The 26201-nt window shown below is 55.2% G+C and carries 13 protein-coding genes; 4 read left to right on the top strand and 9 right to left on the bottom strand.

Annotated elements, in window-relative coordinates:
* Window positions 1-63: 63 nt before the first annotated feature.
* Both VH413_04900 and VH413_04895 read right to left on the bottom strand, forming a co-directional pair.
* Entirely contained in the window at window positions 64-3324 is a 3261-nt protein-coding gene (locus tag VH413_04900) for a choice-of-anchor tandem repeat GloVer-containing protein (protein ID HEX3798020.1), read from the bottom strand.
* A gap of 162 nt (window positions 3325-3486) precedes the next feature.
* Window positions 3487-6963 (bottom strand): TonB-dependent receptor, encoded by a 3477-nt coding sequence (locus tag VH413_04895; GenBank protein ID HEX3798019.1) that lies wholly within the window; start codon window positions 6961-6963, stop codon window positions 3487-3489.
* Window positions 6964-7317: 354 nt separating this feature from the next.
* Between VH413_04895 and VH413_04890 the strand changes: the two genes are divergently transcribed.
* From VH413_04890 to VH413_04880, 3 genes are read left to right on the top strand one after another with little or no spacing between them, the layout of a single operon-like run.
* A complete protein-coding gene (locus VH413_04890) occupies window positions 7318-10113 on the top strand; it encodes a hypothetical protein (protein HEX3798018.1) in 2796 nt (931 codons plus the stop codon).
* 20 nt (window positions 10114-10133) lie between these two features.
* Complete coding sequence (locus VH413_04885; GenBank protein HEX3798017.1) at window positions 10134-12137, top strand: adenylate/guanylate cyclase domain-containing protein; 2004 nt, start codon at window positions 10134-10136, stop codon at window positions 12135-12137.
* Window positions 12138-12188: 51 nt separating this feature from the next.
* The gene (locus VH413_04880; protein HEX3798016.1) at window positions 12189-13094 is read left to right on the top strand and encodes an EamA family transporter; all 906 of its coding nucleotides are present in this window, start codon (window positions 12189-12191) and stop codon (window positions 13092-13094) included.
* Here the strand turns inward: VH413_04880 and VH413_04875 are convergent.
* The 5 genes from VH413_04875 to VH413_04855 all read right to left on the bottom strand — a co-directional run bounded on the left by VH413_04875 (window position 13091) and on the right by VH413_04855 (window position 22652).
* Window positions 13091-14506, bottom strand: coding sequence for a basic secretory protein-like protein (locus tag VH413_04875; GenBank protein ID HEX3798015.1), 1416 nt, complete (start codon window positions 14504-14506; stop codon window positions 13091-13093). The two genes, VH413_04880 and VH413_04875, sit on opposite strands and share 4 nt — an antisense overlap.
* Before the next feature lie 84 nt (window positions 14507-14590).
* Window positions 14591-15349 (bottom strand): metallopeptidase, encoded by a 759-nt coding sequence (locus VH413_04870; GenBank protein HEX3798014.1) that lies wholly within the window; start codon window positions 15347-15349, stop codon window positions 14591-14593.
* Window positions 15350-15460: 111 nt separating this feature from the next.
* On the bottom strand, window positions 15461-16210 hold the full coding sequence (locus VH413_04865) for a prepilin-type N-terminal cleavage/methylation domain-containing protein (GenBank protein HEX3798013.1): 750 nt from the start codon (window positions 16208-16210) through the stop codon (window positions 15461-15463).
* A gap of 70 nt (window positions 16211-16280) precedes the next feature.
* The gene (locus VH413_04860; GenBank protein HEX3798012.1) at window positions 16281-20750 is read right to left on the bottom strand and encodes an autotransporter-associated beta strand repeat-containing protein; all 4470 of its coding nucleotides are present in this window, start codon (window positions 20748-20750) and stop codon (window positions 16281-16283) included.
* 444 nt (window positions 20751-21194) lie between these two features.
* Window positions 21195-22652: a DHA2 family efflux MFS transporter permease subunit gene (locus VH413_04855; protein ID HEX3798011.1), complete on the bottom strand. Its 1458-nt coding sequence runs from the start codon at window positions 22650-22652 to the stop codon at window positions 21195-21197.
* A 198-nt stretch (window positions 22653-22850) separates the two neighbouring features.
* Here VH413_04855 and VH413_04850 point away from each other — a divergent pair, with 198 nt between their 5' ends.
* Window positions 22851-23255 (top strand): hypothetical protein, encoded by a 405-nt coding sequence (locus VH413_04850; GenBank protein HEX3798010.1) that lies wholly within the window; start codon window positions 22851-22853, stop codon window positions 23253-23255.
* 28 nt (window positions 23256-23283) lie between these two features.
* Here the strand turns inward: VH413_04850 and VH413_04845 are convergent, their stop codons facing one another.
* Window positions 23284-25248, bottom strand: a complete 1965-nt coding sequence (locus VH413_04845; protein ID HEX3798009.1) for a family 16 glycoside hydrolase — start codon at window positions 25246-25248, stop codon at window positions 23284-23286.
* A 5-nt stretch (window positions 25249-25253) separates the two neighbouring features.
* Window positions 25254-26168: a TIM barrel protein gene (locus VH413_04840; protein HEX3798008.1), complete on the bottom strand. Its 915-nt coding sequence runs from the start codon at window positions 26166-26168 to the stop codon at window positions 25254-25256.
* Window positions 26169-26201 lie beyond the last annotated feature (33 nt).

Here is a 26201-nt window from a genome sequence, read left to right as displayed (position 1 = left end):
CGAGCCATGTTCTTAAAAGAGGTAGAATGGCTGAGAACCGACTGACAAGTTAAAGGAAACGACTCAAGGAAGAACTCGGACGCGATAAAAGCGCCGCGAATTTGTCCCCGCTCCCGAATCGGAAAATTCGGTGGCGCTATTGCTGAGAATTTGATTCGTGGCGATCGGAGACCAAATTTTTCCCGGCCCAAGATTGGTCGCCATCTGCAATTCAAAGCGAAGGCCAGTGGTTCCCGTCAAATCAAGGTGGAATGAATTTTGTGATGCACTCAAAAACTTCAGTTTTGGCTGCTGCACCTTTACTACCGTCGCGGTTGTGCTGGCGGATTTTGTAATGCCTCGCAAAGTGATTTGAGCGGAAATAGTCACCAATGTATCCGCGGTGACACTGCCGGCGGTGAAATTGCCACTGACGATTTCTGGCAGGCTGCTGAACCATGAAGGAGACAGATTCCCATTCGTGCTGCCATCATTGAAATAAGCAGTCGTCGCGAAAGCAGCCGAAGAATTCTCATTCACGAACGCCGGGCCGCTAATCACGAGATCAGTGAATTGCGGTGGTACGCTGAAGCCCGGGGCCGACAATGTCCCGCCGCCGGTCGGCACTCCGCCACTTGGCCCGTTCGTGGTCGAAAAGAGATGGAAAATTTCCTGGCTGTCTTCTGCCTGTGGCGAATCGCCATTATACAAACCATCTTCGTACACCGTCGCAAAATAGTTATCCTGTCCGCTGCCCCTGGTGGTCAGCGTGATCTGCATCGAGCCTCCGGCGGGAATAGGCGGGAAGGCTGTCTGGCCGGCATCTTCATTGCCCGAAAGAGATGATTGGTCATATAAGTCCACATATCCTGCCCGCGATTCGCTCATGGTAGGATTTGAGATGGTGATGGTATTTATGAAGGTGTAGAAACCGTCATAAAAATTATTTACATTGCGCGTGATCTGAAGCAAATGCCCATAAATAAATTCCTGTTGGGGGGTTGGCGGTAAGACCTCGATCGTCACAAAATCGCCGGCGGAGCTATAATTATAAGTATCGCCTGGAGTGAAACCCGCCAATAGGGTTTTTTCTCCCGGTGTCAACACGGTCCCCAACGGAGGGGCATAGGCAAACGATCCCGAGACGTCAGCCGTCGCATTCAACTGCTGCGGCCCAAGCGGCGTGCCAAAGGCTATCGCCGAAGGCGCCGCCCATGTGATATTGGGTGCTATTTTTGGATCCACTTCCAAATCTACCGTATTAGTCACGCTGGTATAATTAGTGGTATCGAACGGGATAAACACCACCGAAAGCAAGTCAACTCCCGTTTGCGGCACCGTGCCCGCCGGCGGATTATAGATAAAAGTTCCGGGAATATTGCACGTCGCGTTTAACTGCTCACTGGTAAGCATGGACGGAAACCGGATCGGCGATGGCGTTTCCCAAATAACCGCAGGCATGATGGGAAGCACTTCAATATCCACAGTGTTGGTCACGATTGGATAGTTTGTGTCCGCCGGGGAAAAGACGGCGGTGAGAATCTGCGTTCCCACTCCGAGAATGGTCCCGTCAGGCGGTGAGTAAGTAAATGAACCTGGAACTGTGGAACTGGCATTCAACTGCGCAGCAGACAATGGTGTTCCATTGGTAATAGGATCAGGATCATTCCAGATGACCAGAGGTTCTCCCATGGCGCTGATGGCATAAATCAACCCTTCGTTATAAAAACCACCTAGAGAGGCTGCACCGTAGAGGACGCCGCTGGATATACTCAAAGGCCCCTCTGCCGCCCCCCCGTCAGAGCCCGCGGATAATGCCCTGACAACAGCTCTCAATGGAAAGTTGTACAATACTGTAAAGTCTGAGCCATCGGAATTGATCCGAAATACGGTTCCTCCGCCAAAGCTTCCTCCCTCGCTGGTGGTTCCGTAAAGAATGTTGCCAGATAACGTCAATCCGTATTCGGGATTCGCCCCGTCATAATTGGCATTTTCATTTCCAGCGGTCTGCGAAAAACTGTGAATAATGCCGAAACCGGTACCGTCCGTGTTCATTTTAAACAAATACCCGTTGTTTGTATCTCCTCCAAAAAATGAAGTGCCATAGACCACCTGCCCCAATATCACCAGACTCGAAAACAAATGACCGCCATCAACATCTCCAGTGAAGCTATGCAAGTTCACAAACCCCGATCCATCGGTGTGGACGCTAAAGATTGTTCCATAGCCAAAAGGCCCTCCTGAATAGGTAGTGCCATACACGGTATTGCCGGATAGGGTCAAAGCGGATTCAGGGGATGCCCCATCGCTATTTGTCTGTGGATAGAAAGACGGTGTGGCGCTGAAGCTATGCAAGACCACAAAACCAGTGCCATCAGTGTTGACTTTGATTAATGTTCCGCTCCCTGCGGTGCCACCCTCATTTGCCGTTCCATAAAGGGTGTTGCCTGATAAAATTATTCCCGCATTGGGAAACGCTCCATCATTATTATAAAAAGGCGGGGAATTCGGAACCGTCGTAAAAGTATGAATAGCGGTCGGATTTCCTCCGTTCGCACTCATCTTGAATACATGACCGCTGCCCAAAGCACCACCTTGTTGCGTCACTCCATAAACAGTGCTGCCTGATAATACCAGCGGCGAGGTTGGATAAGTACCGTCGCCATTGGAATAATAGGGAAATCCCGAAGGGGGAGTAAAATTATGCAGAATGGTGAACCCCGAGCCATCCGTATTCAATCTGAATACGGTGCCGGCTCCGGCAGCGCCTCCATCAGTTCCCGCGCCAAATAGAGTGCTGCCGTCGTTTGCGCAAATGACGCCTCCAATATCGCCGCCCTCAGTATTCGTAAACGAATGCAAGTTGCTAAAATCCGCTGGCGCCACCGGCTGAACCGAAACATCGTCCAACCCAAAAGACGAATGGTCGTTTCGAAATCCAAATTGAAGATTTACATTGGCTCGGGTGGACTCCACCGTAAATTGCAGATTCGTCCAGCCAATCGCCGGAATATTAGTTTGATCGAAAAGGGTGATACCGTCCCACGAAACATTGAAGTCGTTTGGAGTTGACCCATCAGGACTATACAGCCAGAGAGAAAGCAAATAGACCTGATTCGGTTCCACGGCAATGCTTTGTCCGATAAAACCGGGTGAACTCGACGCAGCCAATTTCGCGCCGGCCGCGCCGGAGCGGGCATAGGCGGCGGATATTACAAACGTCTGGTTGATATTCCCCGTCTCATGCCAGCCACCGGTATTGACCTCAAATCCTCCATTCGCAACCAACTCTTGCGCGGAAAGCAAATTCGGGTGGATAAACGCCATGATCAACCAGGCGGCCAATGAAATAAATCTTAGAAAAAAAATCGGAGAATAATGTTTTGTCCTCACGCTTTTGCCCCGTATTTGCCTGCGTTCTATCGTGCTTTTATATGCCTACAAACTGCTTGTTTGTAAAAACAATTCTGCGCGCTTCAGGATCGTCAAATTTATCCATTTGCCCGCTTACAAATTAATCTTTACGCGCGTAAAAAAGACGCGGCCGCGCGGCAGTTCCTGATAGAGATTCAACGGATTTAAATCATAATCCGAATTCCCCAGGTTCAATACGCCAACGCTCAATTCCGCGCGTTGCCGGCGCAAACGGTAACCGAAAAGAATATTGTGCTGCCAGAAGTTAGCCGAGGCCAGCGAAGGCGTGTAGCCGAAGTTATCCTGGTGATACCATTGGGTTTCTGCCTGCGCGAAAAAACCCGACGGATGATTCAACAATATAAAAAATGTGGTCTGATGCAGGTTCGCCGCTTGAGAAATATTCGCCGTAGGATCGGCGGCGAGAGGAATCGCTGGAAACACCGATTGCAATACGGAATGCGTGAATTTGTATTTTGCCCCGATTGAAAACATGTCCGAGGCAAGCTGGTTCACCGTCGCCGAAATGGAAGACTCATGATAATCCAATGATTGGCGCGTCGTCGAAGGCGTGAAGCTGTCCGGAAAAAATGAGTCGTCACTATCAAACACTCCATACCCGCGGTCCACTTGCGAGCCGAGCATTTCGCCTTGCAGCCCAACGTAAGTATGGGAAGGAAATTCCAAATCCAACGCCCCGCCCGCCACCTGAGAATCCTGCGCGGATACTTCTCCGACCAGCGATTCGGAAATGATCGTGCGATAGGATTGATTGAAGCCCGCAAGTTCAGTCGGCTCCAGCGTGAAGCTTTCATCAAAGCTTGCGCCGCTCAATGATTTGCTGAACGCACCGCGCAGGGTCACTTGCGGCAAAGGATTCCAGACCAGCGCCGCCTTGGGATTGTAACGGGTTCGCTCGGCCCTCGCGGAAGAAATCGGCGAGAGCCGGAAGTTATCCGGGTAAGTCATGTGATCAAACGAAAGCCCCGCCGTCAGCCAAAGGTGGTCCACCGGCTCAAGCGTGTAATAAGCATACGCCGACTCGTGGGTGAAGCTTGAGTTGGCGGTGTCCTGCGCGGCGGGGTCGGAAAATAAATAAGCGAAGCTGGACGGCTGAACATTGTTCAGCAGATCGGTCGTGCTGAATTGTCCGCCTTGAAATCGCCCGCCGAGAATCACCGTATTCCGTTCGCCCTGAAAAATTTGATTCAACTCCGCGGAATAAATTTCAAGACGGCTTTGGTAAGTCACATCCACGCCTCCATCGGGAGCGCCGGTGACGGGGTCCTTTCCAAGAGCCGCATCGCTGATCACCTGTCCGGCTGCGTTGGTAAAGAGAATTAACTGTTCAACCCCCGCGTCCCGGTATCGTTGGTTATCCTCCAATCGCGACCCGAGAAAAAGGGTGTGCACGCCCGGCTGCCATTCGTGATGATACGCCACCGCCAGCAGCGGGGTTTGTGATTCGTCCAACTGATAATTCGTCCTCACCATTGATTGGTCGTAGCGCTGAAAATTATCGCCCGAGTGGTAGTCGAAATATTTCGTCAAAAGCAGAACGGAGTCTTGCGGAGTCAACTGCTGCTTCAAAGTCGTGTACCACTCGATTCGATTTAGCTCATTGTTGGGTCGAATGCCGTCGTTATGCTGATAATCCAAATCGAGCGCGTAACTGGAATTGCCTTCGGTTCCATATTGCGACGCCAACTCGCGAAATTGCCCATCGCTGCGATACTCGGACGAACTGCTGAAACCCAGCCGGTCATCCTCGAACAGCCGGGAATATTCTTGTTGGGAAATGTTCTGTGAAAGGTTGCCTGCGCCCACCGGCGCGAGGATGTGCGCCAGCAAAAGTTCGTTGAACCACGGCGTTTCGATGCGCAAGTTGAAGCGAGTGGGATCGCGTTGCGCGTCGAAGCTTTCCGCCAGAAATTGATGAGCCGACGGGTTGCTGTAATCACTTTCGACCGCCTTGATGGCTTCGCGCACGCTCACATCATTCATGTTCGCGCTTTGATAAATCGTCGCGAGACTGGAACCGCGCACGGCCCGGTCCTGATCCAATAAAAGTTGCGAGCGATAGACCTGCCGGTTGTCGTTCAAGGCCAGCGACCGTTCCAAATCTTCCAGCGCCTCGTTGAAACGAAGTTCCTCGCGAAGATAGAGCGCCGAGTAAAGCCACGGCGTCGGGTCCGAAGGGTCGAGCCGCTTGGCCAATTTCAATTCGCGGTCCGCATGCAACGCATCACCGCTGTTATCGAAAGCCTTGCCCAAATAGCTGCGCAGTTCCGAGCGATTGGGTTCGAGCGCCGCCGCCGTTTGAAGATCACCCCGCCCGGCATCGCTCTGTCCCTGGCGGATGCGGACCAACCCGCGCCCCAGCCAGGCGTTGCCCAGCGCGCCATCCAGATCAAGGGATTGTTCAAAATGTTTTTCGGCCTCGGGCAGTTGATTGCGAGCAGCGGCCAGAAAACCTTTTAACGCCCACGCCTGTGCGTTTTGCGAGGATAATTTGATTGATTTCTCCAGTGCATCCAGCGCTTCTTCCGTGCGGCCAAAACCAAATTCAAGTTCCGCCACGCGTTCCCAGGCAAAGCCGAAGCCGGGATCTTTCGCCGCGGCATTTCGCGCGGACTGCAACGCCGCGGACAAATCGTGCCGCGCCTGATCACTATAAGAACGCGCCAGCCAGTCCGAAGCCGAGGACACCGCTTGAATGGGGCGCGACGACGTTCGCAAGCTCGTCGCCTCCATCAATTCCCGAATCGCATTGGCCAATTCGGATTGAGCGCCAACTTTGGATAATTCCGTTTCACTTTTTTCGACTTCGCCGACCGCCAGCCAGAGTTCCGCCAGATAAATATGTCCGCCATCGCTTTGGGGCTGGAAGGTTTTTGGATAATCCGCCAGCGCGCCCAGCAGATCACCGGCACGATACGCGCTCAGTGAATTGGTGATTTGCGCCTGCTCCTGCGGGGTGAGCGATAATTCATTTTGATCCAGCACCGCGGGATAATACAGCCACCACTGCACCAAATTGGTAGTCTGGATCACCGCCGTCTTCACCGGTGCCTGTCCTGGAGCGACCGTGCCGATGTCACCGGTGGCCAGCGTGACGCCGCCTAGGTTATTCGTCACATCCACCTGGCCATCGAACACCGTGAAAGTCGCCTGGCCATCTGCGTCCACCGCCGCCATGACTTCCGTCCCGCGCGAGGCGGCGACGGCGTAAGGCGTGTTGATGAGAAATTCGCGGGGGCGTTCGCGCGTGAAAAAATAAAAAGCCCCGTTCTTCAAATCGAGCGTGGCCTTCCCGCCGTTGGCCAGCGGCGGCAAAACTTCCATCGTGGTCAACTCCTTCAACCTCAGCCTGCCCAATTCCGCCAGTTGAAGCGTGGCCCGGCTGTCCGCCAGCGTTCGCAACCGGTCTTCCACAAAAAGTTTTTGGCCGACAGAGGCGGACGACCATTCAACCTTGGCCCGCGATAGGTCCACCGAGCCTTCCTTTTCCAGCAGCTCGCCTTGCGGCGTTGGAGCGGCGGCGCACCATCGGGCCCAAAAAAAGCCCACGGCGCAAACGAACGCTAGCTTTTGGTTGTGGGTGCTCAAATTCTCTTTTACGGAAAACCCTGTGTGTCCTGGTGCGCGCCCACGGTAATTAATTAAAAAAAAGGCGCAACTCTATTTGTCGCATTCGTAGGAATGAGGTGCTTTTTTGTGTTACAAATCGAAGTCGTCGTAACGCTAAAATTGCTTGGCAATCGGAGTATTTTCTGTGATTAAAAAGCGGACGATTGAGAGGTCCACAAACCCGCGGATCGGCCAGCATGCGCGGTCCAGATTTGGGGTAATCCTTTCGCATCGAACAACCGAAGGCGTATAGAATCCAACCATCGAAATAATTTACTGTGAGAAGGGGAACTTATGGCATGCGCGGTAAATAAAAAAATTGCGGTTGATCATTTGGGGGCATGGCAATCCGTTTTCGGTTTGTTGTGGGCGATGGTTTTTGTGCTGCTGGCCGCGGCAACGCCGGCGCGGGCGCAGGAACTGGTCCAAAATGGTGGATTTGAAACCAATGGATTCCAGGGCTGGACACAGTCCGGCAATCTTTTGGATGCGTATATCGCCTCAACGGAATATGTGCATTCTGGCGGGTTCGGAGCCCAGTTAGGCCCCCCGCTTACCCTCGGTTTTCTTTCGCAAAATCTCGCCACGGTGCCGGGGAAAAAATACTTGTTGTCACTTTGGTTGTTTAGCCCCAGTGCGATTCCCACCAACGAATTTTCGATATCCTGGAACGGCACTAATCTTTTCGACCAGGTTAATATCGGCGGCATCGGCTGGACCAATCTTCAATTCATCGTAAAGGCAAGTTCGGCAAATACTCCGCTTCAAATCGGCTTTCGCAATGATCCATCGTATTTTGGCTTGGATGACGTCAGTGTCCAGCCAGCCAAGCCTACCATCGCCGTTTATGGCGCCCCGGCGACTACCACTTGGAACAATGACGTTACCAACAAGCTATTTGGCACGGGTCTGTTTTCGAGAGTGGATGGCTATATAATCGAGGGGAGCGCCGTGCCGACGCTGGCGCAATTACAACAATACGATTGCGTGATGGCGTATTCCGATGAGCCATTTACTGATCCAGCGGGAATGGGTAATGTTCTTGCGGACTACGCGGATTCGGGTGGAGGCGTCGTCCTGGCCGATTTTGACTTTTCCACCAACTTTGTCGGGTATATGCAGGGCCGGATTATCAGCGGAGGCTATTCGCCGATTACCCTGGGAACGGGAACTGCCAGTTTTTATAATTATCTGGTGGCAGATCAACCGCTGGATCCCATTTTGAGCGGGGTCAATTCATTCAACGGTGGAACCGCCTGCTTTCACACCTCTGGAATTACCATCACTTCCGGAGCCCGTCTCATTGCTCATTGGAGTGATGGCCAGCCGCTGGTTGCGACCAAACAAATCACCAGCGGACGGGTGGTCGCCCTTAATTTTTTTCCACCATCAAGCGACGCGCGCACTGATTTTTGGGATGCCACCAGCGACGGCGCCCGGTTAATGGCCAATGCCATGATCTGGGCTATCAAACCGAGCGGTCCTGCCCAACCGAGCATCCTCTGGAACACTCCGGCATCCATTGTTTACAGTACGCCGCTTGGATCCAACCAATTAGATGCCAAGGCCAGCGTGCCGGGTTCATTTGTCTATTCGCCGCCGAGCGGAACTATTCTTGGAGCAGGATTACATCTTCTCACCGCTGTCTTTACGCCAGATGGCACAAACTACGCCACTGTGACCAACATGGTGAATCTTGTGGTGCTGCCGATGTCACCCGTTGTCGTTTGGAACACACCCTCGCCGGTCCGGCTTCCCTTCCTGCTGACCAGTATCCAGCTAAATGCGACCTGTAATATTCCAGGAAATTTTGTCTATAACCCGCCATTGAACACGGTGCTGAATGCTGGAAATAATTTGCTTTCGGTTGTCTTTACCCCGATAGACATCACGAACTATACGCGCGCAACCAATACCGTGACCTTGGAGGTGGATCCAAAGATAGCGCCGGTTATTTCGTGGACCACGCCTTCAACGCTAGCTTTTGGCACGCCGCTGGGGCCGCAACAGTTGAATGCATCGGCCAATGCCTCAGGATCGTTCGCCTATTTCCCGCCCGCGGGCACCGTTTTACCGCCGGGAAGTACCACCGTATTGGCGGGTTTCACTCCGAGCGATACCTATGACTATAATGCTGCCAGCAAGTCAGTGAACATAAATGTCTTACCCCCAACTCCCCAACAGGAATTTACCCTTGGGCATTTACTACAGATCACCGGCAATGAGAATGATTTCTACGATGGTTTCAATACCTTCATAAATACCATCACTATTTACAATCCTACCATGAGTGAATCCCGAGCGGGGTATGTGGATCTATATGATCAATCTTTTTTTTCCGGTAATGAGGATATCAGCCAGACAGCCTTCCCGCCTATTCCCGCCGGTGGTTCCATTCAGGTCACCTTGTCAACCACTGGTGAGGGTCAGGATAATTATTTTGCGACAGTTTACGAGGGCGGATTATATGATGGCGATTCGGCGCATGCGGAAGACAGCCAGGAAATTTTTACTCTCTTTTCTACCTCAACCGGGCCAAGCGGCGGAGTGCCGACCGGCGGCGGGACATTGTCGGCCCCGGGCTTCAGCGTCCCACCGCAATTCACCAATCTCGTGTTGAGCGGCCCGGCGTTCGTGAACGAAAATTCTTCGGCGACTTTCGTGAGCACGGCTTATTTCAATGATGGCAGCACGAACGGAAACCTGTCGCCTTCATGGTCCAGCAGTCTGCCAGAAATCGTCAATGGCAACTTCACCGCCGGCAGTGTTTCCACGGACACAGTAGTCAACCTCTCCGCGCAAATCACCTTGCGGGGCGTTACGAGAACCGCCAGCACGACGACAACGGTAGTCAAGGTGCAGCAACCAAAATTGAAGTTTTTGAGCGGGGCACAAAACCAGTTCCAACTCGAATTGGCGGGAACCACCGGCCTGCGATTTGAATTACAGGCAGCGACTAATTTTGGCCCCGGACAAGTTTGGTCTCCGATCGCTACGAATCAAATTCTCAGCAATAGTGTCACCGAATTTTCCCTCCCCATTGTGTCTTCCAACAAAATGCGGCTTTACCGCGCTCGGTTGCTGCCATAGCTGGCATTGGCTTGCCCAACATGGCCGCCGACCATAAATCTAAAAAGCGTTTTTATGCATACCTGCTCGGCGCGTTACTGACCAGCGGACTCGGTCTTTTTCTGTTGCTGCCGCTTGGCGATGGCCTCGCACGGCTTAGTTATGATTTCCCCTTTTTGTTCCAATCCGGCGGCGATGCGAAAGTCGTCATGGTCTATGTCAACGCGGGCGTCAAACGCGACTTGGGTGAACCGGAAGATGTGCCACTGAACCGGCGTTACTACACCCAACTGATTGACCGGCTTCATCGCGACGGCGCGCGGTTGGTTTTTTTTGATTTTATCAGTTTCGATGAAGCAAATCCCGATCCGGTCGTGGACCGGGAATTCAGCAATGCCGCGCGTTCCTTCGGCCGCGTCGTCGTGGTCACGCGCTCTTCCATGTCCGATCAACTGAATATCGCCGTGGATGAAGTCACGCCCGTGGCCGCCACGATTTCAGCCTCCGTAGTCACGGGATTATGTAACGTGGACGATGTGCCGGATCATGTCGTGCGCCGTATTTTTATGGGCACGGCGGAACAACCCAGCGCCGCCTGGGCCGCCGCCAGCCTGCTCGGCGCGCCGGCGACGCATGATCCGAATGCGCGCTTTCGCGAGCGGTGGGTCAATTACTATGGGCCACCCGGTTCCTTCAAAGGCGTGGCTCTCAATCAAGTTTTGGAAACGAACGGCCTTCCGCAGGGATTTTTTCGCGACAAGATCATTGTGGTGGGCAGCGGCTCGGATGTGGCTTTGGCCGGCGCGGCACAAGACGAATTTGCCAATCCGTATTCGCGATTTGGCGCGGGCGTGCCCGGCGCGCGCAAACGGCCGTCTTATGGCGCAGAGGTGCAGGCGCAAACTTTGCTCAACTTAATCAACGGCGACTGGCTGGAACAATTGAATCCGCGAGCGCAAGCCGCGTTGATTATCGCGTGGGGTTTTATCTGCGCCTTTGGCCTGAGCGGACGGCGTCCGTGGAACGCGGCCTTGCTCGCGTTCGCCGGGATGGGAATCGTGGGTGCAACCGCGGTGTGGATGCAACTCAAGGTTCATCTTTGGTGGGATTGGGGCGTGCTGATGGTGCAAACCCCGGTCGCTCTCGTCTGGTCGGTGGGTTATCAATATGTGACTGAGTTTCGGCGGAGACGGATGTTGCGCCAGGCCTTTGGTCTTTACCTTTCGCCATACATGGCCGAACGCATCGCGAACAGCCAGTTTGATCTTTCATTGGGCGGCACCGAAGTGGAGGCCACGGTGATGTTCACAGATCTCGAAGGCTTCACCAAAATGTCCGAATCACTTGCGCCGCAGGAAGTTTCAAAAATACTGACCACTTATTTTAATCAAACCACCCGCGTTATTCTCCACGAGCAAGGGACGATCATCAAATATATCGGCGATGCCGTCATGGCCGTTTGGGGCGCGCCGATGGCTGATGAGCGCCACGCGGAACGCGCCGTGATCGCGGCGTGGGGCATGAACCAGGCGGGAAAGGAACGCGTCGAAGGGCGGCAGCTCCGCACACGCATCGGAATCAACACCGGCAAAGTGCTGGCCGGCAATCTTGGATCGGATTTCCGATTTGATTACACGCTGATCGGAGACACCACCAACTTTGCCTCGCGCCTTGAAGGTTTAAATAAATATCTTGGGACTGACATCCTGATTTCCGAATCCACCCGTTTGCAACTGAGTGAAAAAATGCGGTTGCGCTGCGTTGGGCGATTCATCGTCTCGGGAAAAAAAATCGCCGTGAAAATTTATGAAGTGCTCGGCCCGGGCTCAACCACGGAAGTTCCCGAATGGCTCGCGCGATTTGACCAGGGACTGGAATGTTTTATCCGGCGTGATTTCGACAACGCCGAGAGATTGATGCGCGAGGTGATTGCCCTGCGCGACGGCAAGGACGGCCCGGCGCAATTTTATTTGAAGGAGATCGCCACCGTCCGCCTGGACATAGGCGACGGCTGGGATGGAAGCGTAAGATTGCACGACAAATAACTTCAGATGTGGAAAGCTTGATCCCGAAACGCAAAAGCGGATTCAATACTCATGTCATCCATAAAAGCCCCCGCCTCGTTTATCCTCCTCTGCGCCATTTGGGGCTCGACGTGGCTGGTTATCAAAGAAGGCTATGGCAATCTCGGCCCATTCAACGCCGCTTCCGTACGCTTTTTCATCGCCGGCTCTATCATGGCATTTCTCGTTCCGCTCCTCGGCGCGCGCTGGCCGCGAGGCAAGGAATGGCTGCTCGTTTTTTGGGTCGCGGCAACGCTGTTCACGATTGATTACGGGTTGATCTATTGGGGTGAAGAATCCTTAGATTCTGGCGTCACGGCTGTGGTCTTTTCCGTGTTGCCAATCCTCACGGCGATTGGTGCGCATCTTTATCTCCCAGCCGAGCGTCTCACGGCCCGCAAACTCGCCGGAACCTGTCTGGCCACGCTCGGCGTCGCCGCGTTATTCGGCGACAGTCTGCATCTCGATTCGTCGCTGGCAATTCATTTGCTCGCGTTGCTGGTTGCCGCCGTCTTCGCCACGCTCGCCTCACTGGCCAGCAAAAGGCACGGCCATGCGCTTCACCCCGCCGCGTTGAATGCTCCCGCGATGCTCATCGGTGCTGTGCTCCTCGCGGCGACCAGCCTGGCGATTGGCGATGGCTATCGGCTGCCGGCGGCGGGAGCAACGTGGGGCGCGATTTTTTATCTGGCCATTGCCGGAAGCGTGGTCACGTTTCTCATTTACTTCTGGCTGCTCAAAACGTGGAGCGCAACCAGCCTGAGTTTCATCGCCATCTTCACGCCTGCAATCGCGCTGCTGCTCGGCTTTCTGGTGCGGCATGAGCGCCCCTCCGGTTGGAGTGCCCTTGGCATGACGCTCATTCTCGCGGGCGTTCTACTGGCCGTGACCAGAAGCCGCGCTGTGGCGACAACTTTTTCTCCCGCGCGAAATCATTAACTTGCCTGCTTCGGCTTCACATTCTTTTGCAAATCCGCCTTCCACTCGTCGCCCAATTCCTCCAAAGTTTTTCCAGTGCTCGTCTTCCAAATTTCTTTCGAGTAATTGCCCTCGCGCATGGCGGCGTTTAGTTTGACGACCAGGTCTTTGTCGTATTTCTCCGAAGTCCAATTTAGGAAGTTGGCGGTCACACGATAACTGCCGTCGTAGTGGGCGTTGGCGATGGCCCGTTCGCGGATGTCCGCGCCGTGCATCTCCGGTTCAAAACGGTAAAAGCGGATGTAATCCGCGATGCCTTCCACCAGCCAGCCGGGGTTGCGCGTGGCGTTGGGATTGTTCCGGCGCGCGCCGCCATAAGCCTGGATGACGTGGACTTCTTCGTGGATGAGGGAGCCAGTCGCCTGGCGATTGATTTCGCCCTTGAGCCACGTGGCGTTCGCGCTGATCCGGCGTCCGCCCGTTTCCGCGACGCCGCGACCAGGCTTGATGACCACGCTAATGTTCGTGGCCGGTTTGAAGTCGGGGCTGGGCAGCATGGCTACCAATTTCGGATACCACTCGGCCATCGCCGGCGCGAGCTTATCCTTCGCCCAGTCTCGCAATGCCTGGTCGTCGCTGGTCTGGATGGTGATCTTGCACTTGCCATCGGTGGACATGACCGTGATGGAGTTCAAAGAATCGTCGTGCGGTCCGCTGGCGACCGGCGCGGGGTCGTCTTTGCCGACAATATCCACTTCGCTATAGAACGTGTTGCCGAAGGTGTCGTTGTTTTCCGTTTCGTGGATCACGAAGAGCAGATACCGGTATTTACCAAGTGTGCCGCTGGAATCGGAAACGCTGACGCCGTATTGGCCACCGGCATTATCTGAAAGTTTACGCGTATCCACTTTTCCTTTGAGTTCCCAACCGCAAGTGGCGGGGTCTTTGCCATTGCCGGGATGCGCGTTGAAATCCGCCGATGAGCCGTCGCTGGCATAAAGTTCATAAACCTGCGGCCCGCGATCCGACGGATGCCACGAATACGTGTTCACCTGCTTGATTTCGATGGCGTGATTCAAATCCACCAGCACCCGGCCGCCGTCGGTGCCAGCCGCAAAAAAGAAATTGTCCCCCGGCGAATCTTCCTCCTTCGGCAGCGCACCGTCATTCAATCGGCTGAGGTCGCCGCCCGCCGCATCGCCGTCGCCGTCAATGACCGTGAACTTGGCGCCCGTGCCCGAGTCGTTTTTCGATGGCGGCGGGACATGCTGAAACTTAAATGCCGGGCCCGCCTCGTCATTGCTATTGCGATCCATGGTGATTTTGGTTTCACCCGAAGCGATCGCGACTGGCAAAAGCAGGCAGGACAACGCGGTCATCAGTGAGTTAACCAGCATGCGGTTCGATTTATGAGACAGTGGTTTTGAAGTCATAAAATGTTCAATTCGACATTATTGTTTTTTACTTTTACACCAGTGTTGTCTTGATACGGCGAGAGCGAAACAAACCACCGGCTCTCAACGGCTGGGGCCAGCCGGCATCGGAATTCCGGTTTGAATCGGCCCCCAGATATTGGCCATTAAGGCATAAATTTCCGGTTCCGCGATCTTGAGTTCCGCGCGATTGAACGGAAAATAATCATTGAGGCCAAAATAGCTTTCAGTGAACTCGGCGAAAAACTCTTTATAATCGGTCAAGGCATAGTGCCGGGCATGCGAGCCATTGTAGAGCAGGACATTTTCACCGCTGCCGCTTTGTTTGAATTTTTCGTAAGCGTCCACGATGCGGGCATCGGGGCCGAGCACTTGATCCTGATACGCATGGGCCAGTTCATGCAAGACGACCCAGGGTTGTTCGTTCACTTGCCGGGCCGTGGCAAAATCCGCGGCTCGCGGAATGTGAACGCATTTGGCCAACTCCCTGGCATAACCGTGCTCCGCCAGCCAGTCAGCGCTGACGTGATATTGCATCAACCGGAGCTGTCCGCAACTCAAGTCCAGGACGATGGCCACCCGCTTGAGTTTTTCGAGCCGATCCACTGCCACGACATATTCGATGTCACTCAACTTGGCTTCCAGCATTTGCAAGGCGCGCCGCCCCAGTTCCTGATTCGTGGACTGCAACAGCCGGTCGTCCACCCGCACCGTCCAACCAAGGAGATTCTGAGATGTGCGTGAATCCGGTTGAGGAAGGGCTTCAGGTTCCGTGGCAAAACCGGAACTCGGCGCCAGCCACAATCCAACCAGGCATAACAGAGACAAGGTCAGAGGATTCACTGCGGCCAGATTGGAGTAATCATCTGCGGCTGTCAAACCGCTTCAACTGCGAGTAACTGTATTGACTCGAAAACACCTAACTCGACCAGCCTTTGCCAGCTTCAGTGGTCGTCACGGAGGCGCCGGCTTCCACTTGAGGAGCGCGAGTTGCGTGGCGGGGATCGTCGAGAGGTCGGCCTGGTAAAAATACCAGAGATGATCGGAGGTGTCGTAAGTCGTGACCTGATAAAGTCTCTCGATCTTGATCCAGGACACCGAGCCATCCACCAGCAGGTGATTGCCGCCGTCGGGATACGCGGCGCCCGCGCGCTTATGATTCGCGGACCAACTCGAGCCGTTATACATGATGTCTTCCGCCGCAACCACCCACGAAGGCGAAGCGGTGCCGAGCCGCAGCGGACTTAACGCCGCAAAACTCCCTTGCAAATTGAACCAGTTACTAACTCCACCCAGATATTGATAACCGATCTGCCACTGCGGCGGCGTGGTGGTGTTATTATAACTCGCGAGTCCGTGATTAAGTTCCGGGCAAACCCAAATAGACGAACTGTTCGTTTGTGTCGGGTCGAGATTGACGGACTTTGATTCAGTCGCGGTATCGTCATTCAGCGCGTGCAGATTATATTTGGCCGGCGTGCTATTAACAGGTCGCGGCGAAAAAAGGCGGTCGTCGCTGTCGCTGGCATACACGTTCACGCCGATGCCCACCTGCTTCAAATTGTTCAGGCATTGCAGGCGCTTGGCTTTTTCCTTGGCGCTCGCCAGTGCGGGCAAGAGCAAACCCGCGAGGATGGCGATGATCGCGATGACTACCAGAAGCTCAATCAACGTGAAGGCGCGCGACCGCAAATTTCGTTTCATGATACGACTTCCGGCTGATAAAAGATTTGGCCGCCGGATGCCAAACACAGCCGGCGGCCAATCGCACAACTTATTGCAACAGGATATAGAACTCTACCGGTACCGCAGGATTAACGATGTTCGTGGACAGGTTCAAATTGCCGCTGCCATCGAAGCTGTTGGTCAGGATGGGCGTCCACTGATTCAACGGCGTGGTGATATTAGTCGAGCCCAGCAGAACAAACTGCCCATTGGCCGAACCGCCGGTTCCCGTGATGTTCAACGTCGTTCCACTCAGGCTGATACTGGTCAGACGCGCCGCGTGAACCACCGGCACCGTGCTCAACTGCAAACCGACGATGCCTGTGGCGCTGTTGTCCACCAGCACGCCGACATAGCCCGAAGGCAAGGTGAGGCTCAAGCTGGAGAACGGGTCGCTGCTGCCGACCGGGTAGCTGATGAGCGGATAAACGACACCCGCGGTCACATTGAAGAGCGAATTGATCTGCAGCGAAATGGCGCCACCGGCGTTCACGCTCGTGGCCACGATGTTGGTGACATTCGCCCCGCCATTGACGTTGAGTTGCAGGTTGCCGGAAAGGTTCAACGTCGTGATCGGCGCATCGGGCGAACCTGCGGTTCCGGTGATCGCCAGCGTGCCGGAAGTCAGGTTGATGATGCTTGGCGAAGTGTTCGTCCCCACGATGATGTTCGCGGTTTGAACCGTGCCGCCATTGATGTTCAACGTGCCGCCCGTGGAAGCCGCACTGGCGCCGCCAGCACTGACGCCGATATTCAAATCGCCATTCACCACCAGCGTGGCCGCTTCGCCAATGGTGCTGTTGCTATTGACGTTCATCGTGCCCACGCCCGCCTTGGAGCCAGTGACAGGCTGGATGCCGATATTTACCGTGTTGGCGGTGATTGTGCCGGCGTCAAATCCCATCACGCCCGTCGTCGTTCCAGAGCCATTGGTGCCAGCGGAAGCGCGGCCGACATTCAGCATGTCCACCGTGGCGGTCACGATGCCGCCGGTCAAATCCACCGTGCCCGTGCCTGCGGTCGTTCCGGTATTGCCGACGCCGTCACCCACGTCAAAGTTGGAAACGATGCCCGTGGTGAAGCCCTTGAACGTCACCGTCGGATACGGCGCAATGTTCACCAGCGCAGGATTGAAACTCATACTCGCGGTGGTTTTTTGGCGCGCGATGGCCACAGCGTCCGCGGAAATCGAATTGACCTGGCCCAGGAAAAGGGTCGAGGTCGAGCCGTTGTTCTGATTGCAATCGCCGACGATCAACCCCAGGTTGCCCGTCGTCGAACCAGTCTCGGCGGCAGTGGTCGGGATCGTGCAGTTGATCGTGTTCGTGCGCGCCAGGTAGAGAATGCCGCCGGGACGATTGACCGCGTTATTCGTCGTGCATGCGCCCACGCCGAGTTGGCTGATGTTCGCGGTGAATGTATCCAGCGCGGACAGATCGAGCATCGCCGCCGGGAGAATCGCTGATCCGGAGCCCAGCCAAACCTGCACGGTGCCGTTCGTGTTTTCCACGTCAAGCGTCGCGTTGGTTCCCGAGATGGACACGCCGACTTGGGTGAGGGTTGAACCCGTGTCGAATCCACCCACGATCAGATGATTCGTGACCGTCAGCTTCGAGCCGCTGTTGATGAAAGTATTGTGGAACAATCCACCGGCGTTCGTGTAAGTGAGCGACGCGATGGAAAAATTGGCATCCACGATGTTGTCGAGATACGCGCTAATGAGGCTGGCGATGCCGCCGCCCGGGGTTGAAACCGCCGACCCGTTGATCGAGATCGCGTTGTTGTTAAAAATAACATTGTCACCGGCCACCGGCTCACCGGGCAACTGCCAGTTCAAACGGTCCGACCAATTTGTGCTGACGTTGTTCAGAAAATCGAGGCCGACCCAGGTGACACTGGGACGCAGACTGATCGGGCCCGACGTCAGCGTGAGCAACACGGCCGTGGAGTCATCGCTCAACGCCACGCTGCCAGCGGAACCAGCGGGCAGCGTGCCGAGCCGGAAATTAAACCCGGGAATGCCGCCTGCCGTTTGCAGCACTGTCACCGTGGCGGGATAACTCGCCACTGAAGGAAGTAACGCGATATTGATCGTGTTGTTCGCGCCGCCGAGTGTGAGGCTGTTCACAAACAGGTTCGTTTGAGTAGCGCTGGCCGATACCGTCAATCCCGCGCCGGTGAGGCTGAGATTGTTCAACTGCACTTTTCCAGCCACGCCCGAGACATCCAGCGTGCCGCCGGTGACATTGATTTGCGACGTGCTGGCGAGCGCGGCGGAGTTCGACAAAACAAGTGTTCCGGCATTGACGGTCGTGCTGCCGGAAAAGGTATTTGCCGCAGCCAAGGTCAACGTGCCGGAGCCGTTCTGCACCAATGAACCCGCGCCGGGAATGCCCACGCCGACCACGATATTGTCTGAATGGTCGAAGATCAAAGTGCCTTCGTTATCCAGCGAGCCGGAGGGAAGCGTGCCGTTCGTATCGCCATTGCCAATCTGCGCGGTCGCTCCCGCCGCGATGGTCAAGCCACCGGAAATTGTGCCGCTCGCGTCATCCAAAATGATCGAGCCCTTGTTTACCAGAATGCCGCCGCTGAAATTATCGCCGCCGGTTTCCGCGAGTGTGACCGAGTCGGTCCCGTTCAAAATCAAACCGGTGATGCCCGTGATACTGCCCGAGCCGGTGAACGAATAGTTGTCCGAGTTATTGTTGAAAATAGTCGCCTCGGGCGCGAAAATGGCCGACACATTGACGTTGGCGGTGGACGCCGTGTCGTCAAAAGTCACCACGTCCGCGTCGCGGTATTTGGCGGGTGAAGCGCCGCTTTTCCAGTTCAGCGTGTTCGTGTCCCAAATATTGTTGACGTTTCCCGCCCAGACGACGCTTGCGAGGTTCGGCCCGTTCGTGATCACCACGGAGATCGTGCTGAGGTTGTCGTTCGTGATGTAACCGGTGAATGTACCCGGCAGGCTGCCAGCCGTGAAACTGAATCCTGCGCCGCTGCCACCTTGATACGCGATGAGCGGAAGCACCGCCGGATAAGCCGCAATCGCGGGCAGCGAACTCACGTTGATCACACCGGAGCCATCGGTAATGAGGCTCGAAACCTGAGCCGGCACCGTGCCGCTACCCACCGAGAATTGCAAAGTCGCCCCGCTCACAACAACCAGCGTGGACAAAGGCACTGCCACGGTGCCGATGGTGTTCGTGACGATGAGTTTGCCGCCAACCATGTTGATGGCGCTCGTGCCGCCGCCCGCCACGATGGTGTTGGCCTGCACCGTGCCGTTGGTGATGTTCAACGTGCCCTTGGTCAGGCCGCCCGAGCCGCCGAAAAATGCCAGGCGCAAACTCGTATTCACCGACAACGTGCCGCCGCTGATATTAGCCGTGCCGGTGTTGACCGCGGTGACGCCAGTATTATTCTGAAAACCAAGTTCCAGTGTGTTCACATCGAACTTGCCACCCGTCATGGTGAATGTGCCCGTGGCGGTTCCCGCGCCGGTGCCGGTGATGGGCTGGCCATCGCCCAGGATCATCGAACCCACCATCGCATCCACGATGCCGCCGCTGAAATCCACCGTGCCCACCGTGACCGAACCGATGTTGGCCGTGGCGGAAGAATTGTCGCCGACGTTAAAGGTGGTCACGCGCGTGCCGGAATGCCCGCGCAGGAGGAATGACGGCGTATTGCTGACGACGAACGAGGGATTGAATTTCAAGGTGGCGCTCGAACGCTGATTGCCGATTTCGATGGTGTCGGCGGCAATGCTGTTGCTGATGCCGAGAGCGAGCAAATTGTTGGAGTCGGGACTGGCGCCCGTGTCGCCAATATCCATTGCCGGCGCGGTCTTGGTTCCGACGGCCAGCACCGTTATGTTATTGGTTTTGGCGAGGAACAGTTGGCCTTGCGGCCGTGTGACGGCAGTGCCACCGAAAACGCCGACGAAGAGATTGCCGATGCTGACGTTAAAGGTATCCAGGCCGGACATATCGAGCACCTGAAGATGCGAGCCCGCCGCCGCGGTCGTGGTCTGGCGCACGGAAATGACTGAAGCCACATTCGTGCTGGTAATCGCCAGCGTGCCGCCCGCGCCGGAAATAGTATTGGTCAACATCAGGGTTGTCGGGCTGGTCGCGGCCGCCTCGGTGCCCGCCCAAAGGTTCGTGGCCGCCGCCGAATTCGAGATGGTCAAAGTGATGCCCGGCGAAATCAGCAGGTTATGAAACACGGTATTGGTCTGGCGAAAGATCAACGCCTGGATGGTGAGGTTCTCATCCACGACGCTGTTGATGATGCCCGTGCCGCTGACGCCCGCGGTATCGGTGAAAAACACATTTGTGGCCGCGCCCGGCACACCCACCGGCGACCAGTTGGCGGCGTCACTCCAGTTGGTGTCGGTATTGACACCGGCGACTGAACTCCACACGGATTGCGCGCGCGCCGGCAACGCCCAGGAAACAAGCGCGAGCAGGAACAAGGGGACAAATAATTTTGACGGGAGAAGGTTGGTTTTCATACGGGAAGCAGTTTTCGGATTTAAACGGACTGGTTTGAACGTCACTCTGAGTTTTAAACGTAATGGTTTTCGCTGATAAAGAATCCCGGCGGGAAATGTGGAATCGTTGCTAGCCACCCGTGCAGGCAATCAGCGCGCAGGCTTTCACAAAGGATTTCATAATTATTAATAAATCTAGCAATGGAAATAAAATATGCAAGAACTTCGTTTAATATTTATATAAGTATTTTTACGAGCGCTCGGGCGGGCGAAATGGGCAAGCGGAAAGAACTGCGGCGGTGGAAATGCCGCGCGGTTCGCGCGTGTCCGGTCGCATCTAACAATCACATATTGCTGGCAAACGGCTCTGCGCCCACGCGAATTAATTCTTCTCCCTCTCCTGCAACTCAGTTGCGGGGGTGGGGGTGTTCTTGATGTGAAAACCAGATGAAAAAAACATTTGCGCTAGCCCGTATGCAAAACTCTATGCTGGCTCACATTCTGGCCATCACCCGGTTTTAATTTGCTGAAGACCATCGTGGATAAGATCGTGAATCCTCCCAGCAAAATGAAGGTCACATGAATTCCATGCAGCATCGCGGGCGGATCCGAGTGCAGGCTCGGCGGGACCAGCAATGCCGCCGCCAAACCCGCCGTTGCCACGCCGAAGCTGATGGACATTTGCTGCACCGTGCTCGCGATGGAACTGGCATTGCTCGTCTGCGGTTCCGTGATGTCCGAATAGACGAGCGTATTCATGCACGTGTATTGCAGTGACGTGAAGGCGCCATAACAAAAGGCCAGCAACACGATCGTCCACACCGGCGTTCCCACATGAATCGTGGCGAAGAGCAGCAACAGCACGCCGAGGATCACGGTGTTCGAGACGAGCAAGCCGCGATAACCCAAGCGCGTCAGCACGCGCGTGGTGAAAATTTTCGTGCTCATCGCCGCGATGGCTTGCGGCATGATCAACAGGCCGGATTGCACCGGCGTGTAACCGAGCCCGACTTGATAAAGCAGCGGGAGGAGGAACGGCACGCCACCGAGTCCGAGACGCGTGAAAAAACTTCCCACACAGGCGGTCCGAAAGGTGCGGATTTGAAACAGCGCCATCCGCAGCAGCGGAAACTCCGTGCGCGTCGAGTGGACTCCATACCCCGCGATCAACGCCAGCGAAATTCCCAGCAGCGAAGTGATTTCGCGATTGCTCAATTCATGCTCGCCAAAAATCTCGAGCACGTACGACAACAGGGCGATTCCCGAGCCGAATAAAATTAATCCGACGATGTCCAGCGGATGGGTTTTCGCCTCGCGATAATTCGGCAGGTGCAGATAGACCATGACGAGGCCAACGATTCCGATGGGAATATTCACGAAGAAAATAAATCGCCAGTGCAAATAGCCGACGATGAGGCCGCCCGCGATCGGCCCAAGCATCGGTCCCACGAGCGCGGGAATCGCGACGAAACTCATCGCGCCGACCAATTCCGATTTTGCAAATGTCCGCACGAGCGTCAACCGGCCCACCGGAACCATCATCGCGCCGCCGCAACCTTGCACGACCCGGCAGGCCACCATCAAATGAATATTGCCCGAAATACCGCACAACGCTGACGCCAGCGTGAATAGACCGATGGCCGCCGCAAACACCCGGCGCGTCCCGAACCGATCGGCCATCCAGCCGCTGATCGGAATAAAAACCGCCAGGCTCAATGTGTAACTTGCGAGCACAGCTTTCATGCTTAACACGGTCACGTTCAGCGCCGCGGACACCACTGGCACGGCGGTGTTCAGAATCGTCGTGTCCAGCGACTCCATGAAAAACGCGACGGCCACCAGCCACGGCAAGAGGCGCCGGCCCGAGGCCGACGCTGTTGACGCCGTCGCCGCCGGAACGTGTGAGGAAGTTTTTTTAGCCAAGCGAATCAGTAAAGAAATGAGTTGCCCATAAGAACTTGCTGCGCATTCTAACACGAACCTAACCGCAACAAAAATTTAAAACACAATACATTCCGCCGCGATTTGCATTCGCGGATTCGCGAAATGCACGCAGCCGACAAGCCCACCCCGTTCCATCAACGAGTTTCTTCCGGCACACACGCTGCTCAAGATTGACTTATGAAAAGATCCAATATTGAAAAAGATTCGCGCGTGCCGGAAGCGGCGGAGCGTGTGCACGGTCATGGCACTATCACCAGTTCACCGGTCACGATGGGAATGATCGAGAAACGCGCCCGTGAATTGGCGGTCATTTCCGGCCGCGATTCCCATCACGTCATTGAGTCTGACCGTGAACAGGCGAAAAAAGAATTGCTCGGCTCCGACTCGGCCGATGCGCCGGCGGATGATTCGGGCATCGTGGCCAGTGGCATGGGTGCGCCGCCGACTTCGCGCGGCAAGATGGCAAAAAAATTCCTGCCCACCGATGATGAGGTCGAATCACAAACCGTCCAGGAAGGTGTGGATGAGGCTGAACATACAACGATGGTTGCGGCTAACCGCAACCATGGCCGCAACAATTAGGCGATGACCTAATTGAGGGAAGATACTTTCAACGATCGAGAGATTGGGTCTTTTGCGTTGTTGTTTTCTTCCCTTCGTTCCAAAAAATAAATGTCCCGCGGTCGGTTGACGTGACGACGTCCATTGCGCCGTCTCCCTTCAAATCCACCGCGAGAATATCCGAGCCAGCGCCGGAGCGATTATGAATTAACTCCGGCACGAACTCCGCCCCACCCGGCGCGTAACGATTCCGCACGGTGCGATAGCAATACAACACCGGGTCGCCGTAGGGATCGGGATCGAAAGAATCGTCAAGGTGCGACCAGTAGCGTTTACCGACAATGAAATCAGGAATGCCATCGCCGTCAATATCGGCAAACGTCGAGCCGTGCGCTTCCGAGAACGTCACGCCGCCCGCGTTCTCCGCTTCGTAATCATCGCAAATCATGTGGCGCACGAAGGAAATATTTCCGCTCGCGTCGCGCTTTTGCTCGAACCACGCCAGCCCAAAACCATGCGCGTTCAAGCTCGTGACCACATCGTTCAGGCCGTCACCATTGACATCGTAAACTCCCATCACCGCGCCACCAGCCACAATGCCATGATGCGCGTATCGCCCAAACGCCACCGGATGAAATTTCCACGGTCCCGGCGCGCTTAAATCCGCCGGTTGTTCCCACCAGCCATTCGGGTTGAGAATATCCATTCGTCCGTCGCCATTAATATCTCCCACGCCCAGGCCGTGCCCGAGCGCGAGTCCCGCCTCGGAAACATTGTGTTGCACCCACGGCTTCGTAGGGTTCGCGGGATCGGGCTTCGCATAACGCACCATGCCATTCGCGCAAAAAATCAGCGCGGGAATTCCCGACCTGTCAATGTCCTTGAACACTGTGATTTCGCTTTGGATGGAGGGCACGACCAAATATTTGTCCCAGCGCCGCGATTCGCCTTTCGGATTCATATAGAGAATGGCGTTCGGCGGCCCGGTCAAAATATCCGTCCAACCATCGTGATTGAAATCAAAAGTGTATTCGCAATTCACATCGGTGAATTCCTTCGAGGGATTGAATGCGACCGCCGGAAAAATCTCGCGGTAACTGGTGAACTGCGGGCCGTAATAAATATAAGGCCCGGCCACGATGTCCATCACGCCATCGTGATTGAAATCGCCCGCGCCGACGCCCCACGAATAATACATGTCGCTGATGCGTTGCACGCGGAAGCGCGGCGAGGTCGTCTCCAGCGGCGTCTCGCGCAACGAAAGGTCTTTGCATTTGAAATCCTTGAAGCGCACTTCGCCGCCCGCCACATACAACGCCAACGGCCCGTAATGACTGGGTGAATCGTCCATCGCACCTATCGCCGCCGGCGCGCCGTCATTCAGGAAGCAACGGATGATGCTCGCATCCATGAAAAACTCGACCTGATTCCATTCATTTGAGTGATACGACATGTCGGGATGCTTGAGCGGCAAATCTGATTTGGCGTCCGACCCGCGCCGTTCGCGGTTTCTGCGGCCCTCGCCGCGCGCGGGCGAATTCGTCGCGCCCGGCGGCGGCACGCGCACCAGCGGATAATTTCCGATGCCGCGCAAGTCTTGTCGCTCGAGCAAATTTCCGTCAGCATCGAATGTGGCCCCGTCTGAAATAATTTCTCCGTCCTTGATCGAAACTAAAATGCCCTTGAAGCCCGTGTCGGTTTTTTCCAAACGGCAAACGAGCCCGACCTGCGCGCCGTCCGCACATTTGAATGAGACGTGTTCACCCACGTCCTGATACGAATGATTCAGCACCAGCAAGCCGCCGCTGCCGGTTTTTGCCGTGCCGACCAACTCGCCGTTGTCCGCATGCCACTCGGTTTTTCCCAGGACGTGCCAGCCATCCAGGCTCGACCCCGTAAAGCTGTAATCCGGCTTGAACGTCAAGCCGGTGCCGGTGAAATCGTTCGATGCCGTCTGTGCGCATAGAGTTTGAACTGCCGACAGCAGCACCGCCGTCAAAATAGTTTTTTTCATGAAATTTATGCGCTGATGTTTTCTTTGATGTGGGAGATGACCCAGTTGGCGACTTTGTCGTAATCTATGTCCTGAAATTTTGCGCTCCATTGCGCCACCATGTAATCGCCCCTGAAACCGAGCTTTTCGCACAGCCGCACGCAACTGTCGAAGTCGTAGGAAATATGTTCTATGTTGCTGTTGAACTCATCCACCTTGGCCGAGACGATGAACGCGTAGGGAACAATTTTTTCCAGCTTGGGGAGCAACGTGGCGTCGTGTGGATAATTTCCAAAATCCGGTTCGGTGTGAACGCCCGCTTCTTTTGCGATGCGCACATGTTTATCGGGATCCATCTCGAGCCCGAAATGATTCGCGGTGATGATGATCAGGTTTTTATTTCTGGCGTAGGCGTTCAACTCTTTCAGCGACTCGATGCTTTTGTCCACCGACCCGCGCGGCCGGCCGGGATTGACGCGGATGCACTCCGAACCGAGAAACGACACCGCATCCATCCATTGCTTCACGTCCTTGATGCTCTTCAAGCGCGTTTCTTCATTTTCCGATGCGAGGTCGTAGGAGATGCGATCAATCTGCACGTCCACCAACTGCGAACCCGCGGCCTTGATTTTTCCTTTTAACTTCGCGAGGTAATCCGGTTCGAGCGATTCAAAATGCTCGTTCCAGAATTCGATTTTGCGGATGCCGAATTTGTCGCGGTAAAACTCAGGCACATCGAGCAAGGTCAGCTCATTTTTGATGACGGGCATTTCCCTGGGCTTGGTCTGCTTGAACTGATAACGGAAAATCAAAGTGCCCATCGCGATGCGATTCAGCTTGTCCTGCGCTTCGCGCGCGGAGGCGCGAGTTAAAATCGCCGGCGCGAGCGACGCCGCCACCGCGAGCCGCGTCGTGTTAAAAATGAAGTCTCTTCTTTTCATAACTATTTTTTAGCTGGTTGTAATGCGCAAATT

The organism is Verrucomicrobiia bacterium (assembly GCA_036268055.1).
Taxonomy (GTDB): Bacteria; Verrucomicrobiota; Verrucomicrobiia; order Limisphaerales; family Pedosphaeraceae; genus DATAUW01.
This window is presented reverse-complemented; position numbering and strand designations above follow the sequence as displayed.

Excerpts from the sequence above, each read along its gene's own strand:
- VH413_04840 (HEX3798008.1), bottom strand. The coding sequence starts at position 26,168 with ATGAAAAGAAGAGACTTCATTTTTAACACGACGCGGCTCGCGGTGGCG.
- VH413_04880 (HEX3798016.1), top strand. The coding sequence starts at position 12,189 with ATGTCATCCATAAAAGCCCCCGCCTCGTTTATCCTCCTCTGCGCCATT.
- VH413_04875 (HEX3798015.1), bottom strand. The coding sequence starts at position 14,506 with ATGACTTCAAAACCACTGTCTCATAAATCGAACCGCATGCTGGTTAAC.
- VH413_04845 (HEX3798009.1), bottom strand. The coding sequence starts at position 25,248 with ATGAAAAAAACTATTTTGACGGCGGTGCTGCTGTCGGCAGTTCAAACT.
- VH413_04850 (HEX3798010.1), top strand. The coding sequence starts at position 22,851 with ATGAAAAGATCCAATATTGAAAAAGATTCGCGCGTGCCGGAAGCGGCG.
- VH413_04860 (HEX3798012.1), bottom strand. The coding sequence starts at position 20,750 with ATGAAAACCAACCTTCTCCCGTCAAAATTATTTGTCCCCTTGTTCCTG.
- VH413_04865 (HEX3798013.1), bottom strand. The coding sequence starts at position 16,210 with ATGAAACGAAATTTGCGGTCGCGCGCCTTCACGTTGATTGAGCTTCTG.
- VH413_04890 (HEX3798018.1), top strand. The coding sequence starts at position 7,318 with ATGGCATGCGCGGTAAATAAAAAAATTGCGGTTGATCATTTGGGGGCA.
- VH413_04885 (HEX3798017.1), top strand. The coding sequence starts at position 10,134 with ATGGCCGCCGACCATAAATCTAAAAAGCGTTTTTATGCATACCTGCTC.